The organism is bacterium, from assembly GCA_021372535.1.
Lineage (GTDB): Bacteria > Latescibacterota > Latescibacteria > Latescibacterales > Latescibacteraceae > JAFGMP01.
The window spans coordinates 1-1,857 of the sequence record JAJFUH010000068.1; the positions used below are offsets into that span (position 1 = coordinate 1).

Below are 1,857 nucleotides of genomic sequence, written 5' to 3' on the forward strand. Positions count from 1 at the left end.
CATCGGTGCTGTTCGGAACCGAATCATTCTGGGAAGGAGTGGATGTTCCGGGAAGCGCTCTCGAAATCGTGATAATAAGCCGTCTCCCCTTTGCAGTGCCGTCCGATCCAATCATACAGGCGCAAATGGAAGAAATCGAACGTCTCGGCGGTTCACCCTTCACCGAGTTTTCCGTACCGGAGGCGGCGATAAAACTCAGGCAGGGAGCAGGACGACTCATCCGTCACCGCACCGACAGAGGTGTGGTTGTCATCATGGACAAGCGGATTTCGACAGCCTGGTACGGCTCGCTTTTCAAGCGTTCTCTGCAGGGAAGTATGCTCAGGGCTGACAATGAGGAAATGCTCATCGAAGGCGTGAAAGGGTGGTTCGGGGAGCAGCGCGGTTAATCCTCGATTTACCAGAAATCAACATGCCTCTTCGGGGTGCATTTAAACAAGGTTAATCTGAAAAAATTCATTATGCTATTTTACCACAAAGACACAAAGACACGAATAGACATAACATATTATTTATAATATATATGATATTTACATGTCAATCACATCCGCAACATAACAACTATAAAAACAAATCCGCGTAAATCTGCGTTCCATTAATGTCCCGTGAACAGGTCGGATTCATATTGCGAATTCTCCTTGGTTACCGGAGAAGCAGCATTTTCCCCTGCGAGACATACTCTTTTCCCGCCTCGAAACGGTAAAAGTATACGCCGCTCGACATGCTCCGCCCGCTGTCATCACGCCCGTTCCAGAGAGCCTCGTGAAGCCCGGCGGGAATATAGCCGTCCACAAGCAGTGCGGCTTTACGGCCGAGAATGTCGTACACAGCGAGCGATATCTTGCATCCCGTCGGAATCTCGTACCTTATCAGTGTAACCGGATTGAAAGGATTGGGGCAGGGAGGGAAAACACGAAAAGCCGCGGGTAATTCTTCGACACTTGTGACAGACCCTAAAGGGAGAGCCGCAATTTTTTCACTGGCCCCGCTTTGAGTGACAGCCTGAAGCCAGTAGTAATAATGAACACCGGATACAGGAATCGCCGTATCGAGGAAAGAATTCACGCCGTTCGGGACAGATGCTATGAGTATCATATGGGTTTTTTCCGCTTCAGCGAGCTCCGCTACCGTTTTAAACGATGCGAGCGGGATGGGATCGGAAATCTCGGGATGACGGGACCGGTAAATGCTGTAGTGCATGACATTCGGATCGTCAGGCGAAAGGTTCCATGAAAGAGCGGCGCTGTGTCCGTTGTCGTCGGGAATGTCTTTTACTGTAATAACGGTTGGGGGATATACCGGAGAACCGATAAAAAACTCAGCCGGTTTCAGGGATTGAACGTTTCCTGTTTCATCACTGACCGACACCTCGACGAGAACGGGGAAATAATCGTTTTCTGAAAGGTCGGAAGCGGTTCTGAAAACCGCCAGATAAAGGAGGCCTTCCGGCGCGGTGATTGCATCGCCGCCCATCTTTGCCCATGAAACCGTATAGAATCCATCTTCATACCGTTCACCGACAGATGTAAGTGAGCCGGTGCCATCCGAAACCAGCATATTTTTTTCACTGGCCAGTGTCAGGTCGGTTATTCCGTTTATGGTTATCGTATCATCGGATATCTCCGCTCCTGACTGGGATTTTCTGAATTCGGCCTTTGTTTTATCCCATCTGAACGTCAGGGTGAATCCCCTGGTAGTTACATTATCCCTGATATAAACAGCAAAACCGAACAGTTTGCCGGGGCCGGGATTACTGATCATTGTTCCGCCCTGGTACCCGGGGATTCCAAGACTCAGATCCAGTGCAGGATATGAGCCATGGAATGTGATGTCTTTAACATTTATCATGGTGTTAAA

At 49.3% G+C, this 1,857-nt stretch carries 2 protein-coding genes; one reads left to right on the forward strand and one right to left on the reverse strand.

All coding sequences use genetic code 11. From position 1 onward, the window contains the following. Positions 1-389 (forward strand): helicase (locus LLG96_06985; GenBank protein MCE5249949.1); only part of this gene is annotated, 389 nt, incomplete at its 5' end. Between the two features lie 253 nt (positions 390-642). On the opposite strand, the gene LLG96_06990 is transcribed toward LLG96_06985, so the two are convergent. Continuing rightward, a partial coding sequence (locus LLG96_06990) for a hypothetical protein (GenBank protein MCE5249950.1) occupies positions 643-1,857 on the reverse strand: 1,215 nt, incomplete at its 5' end.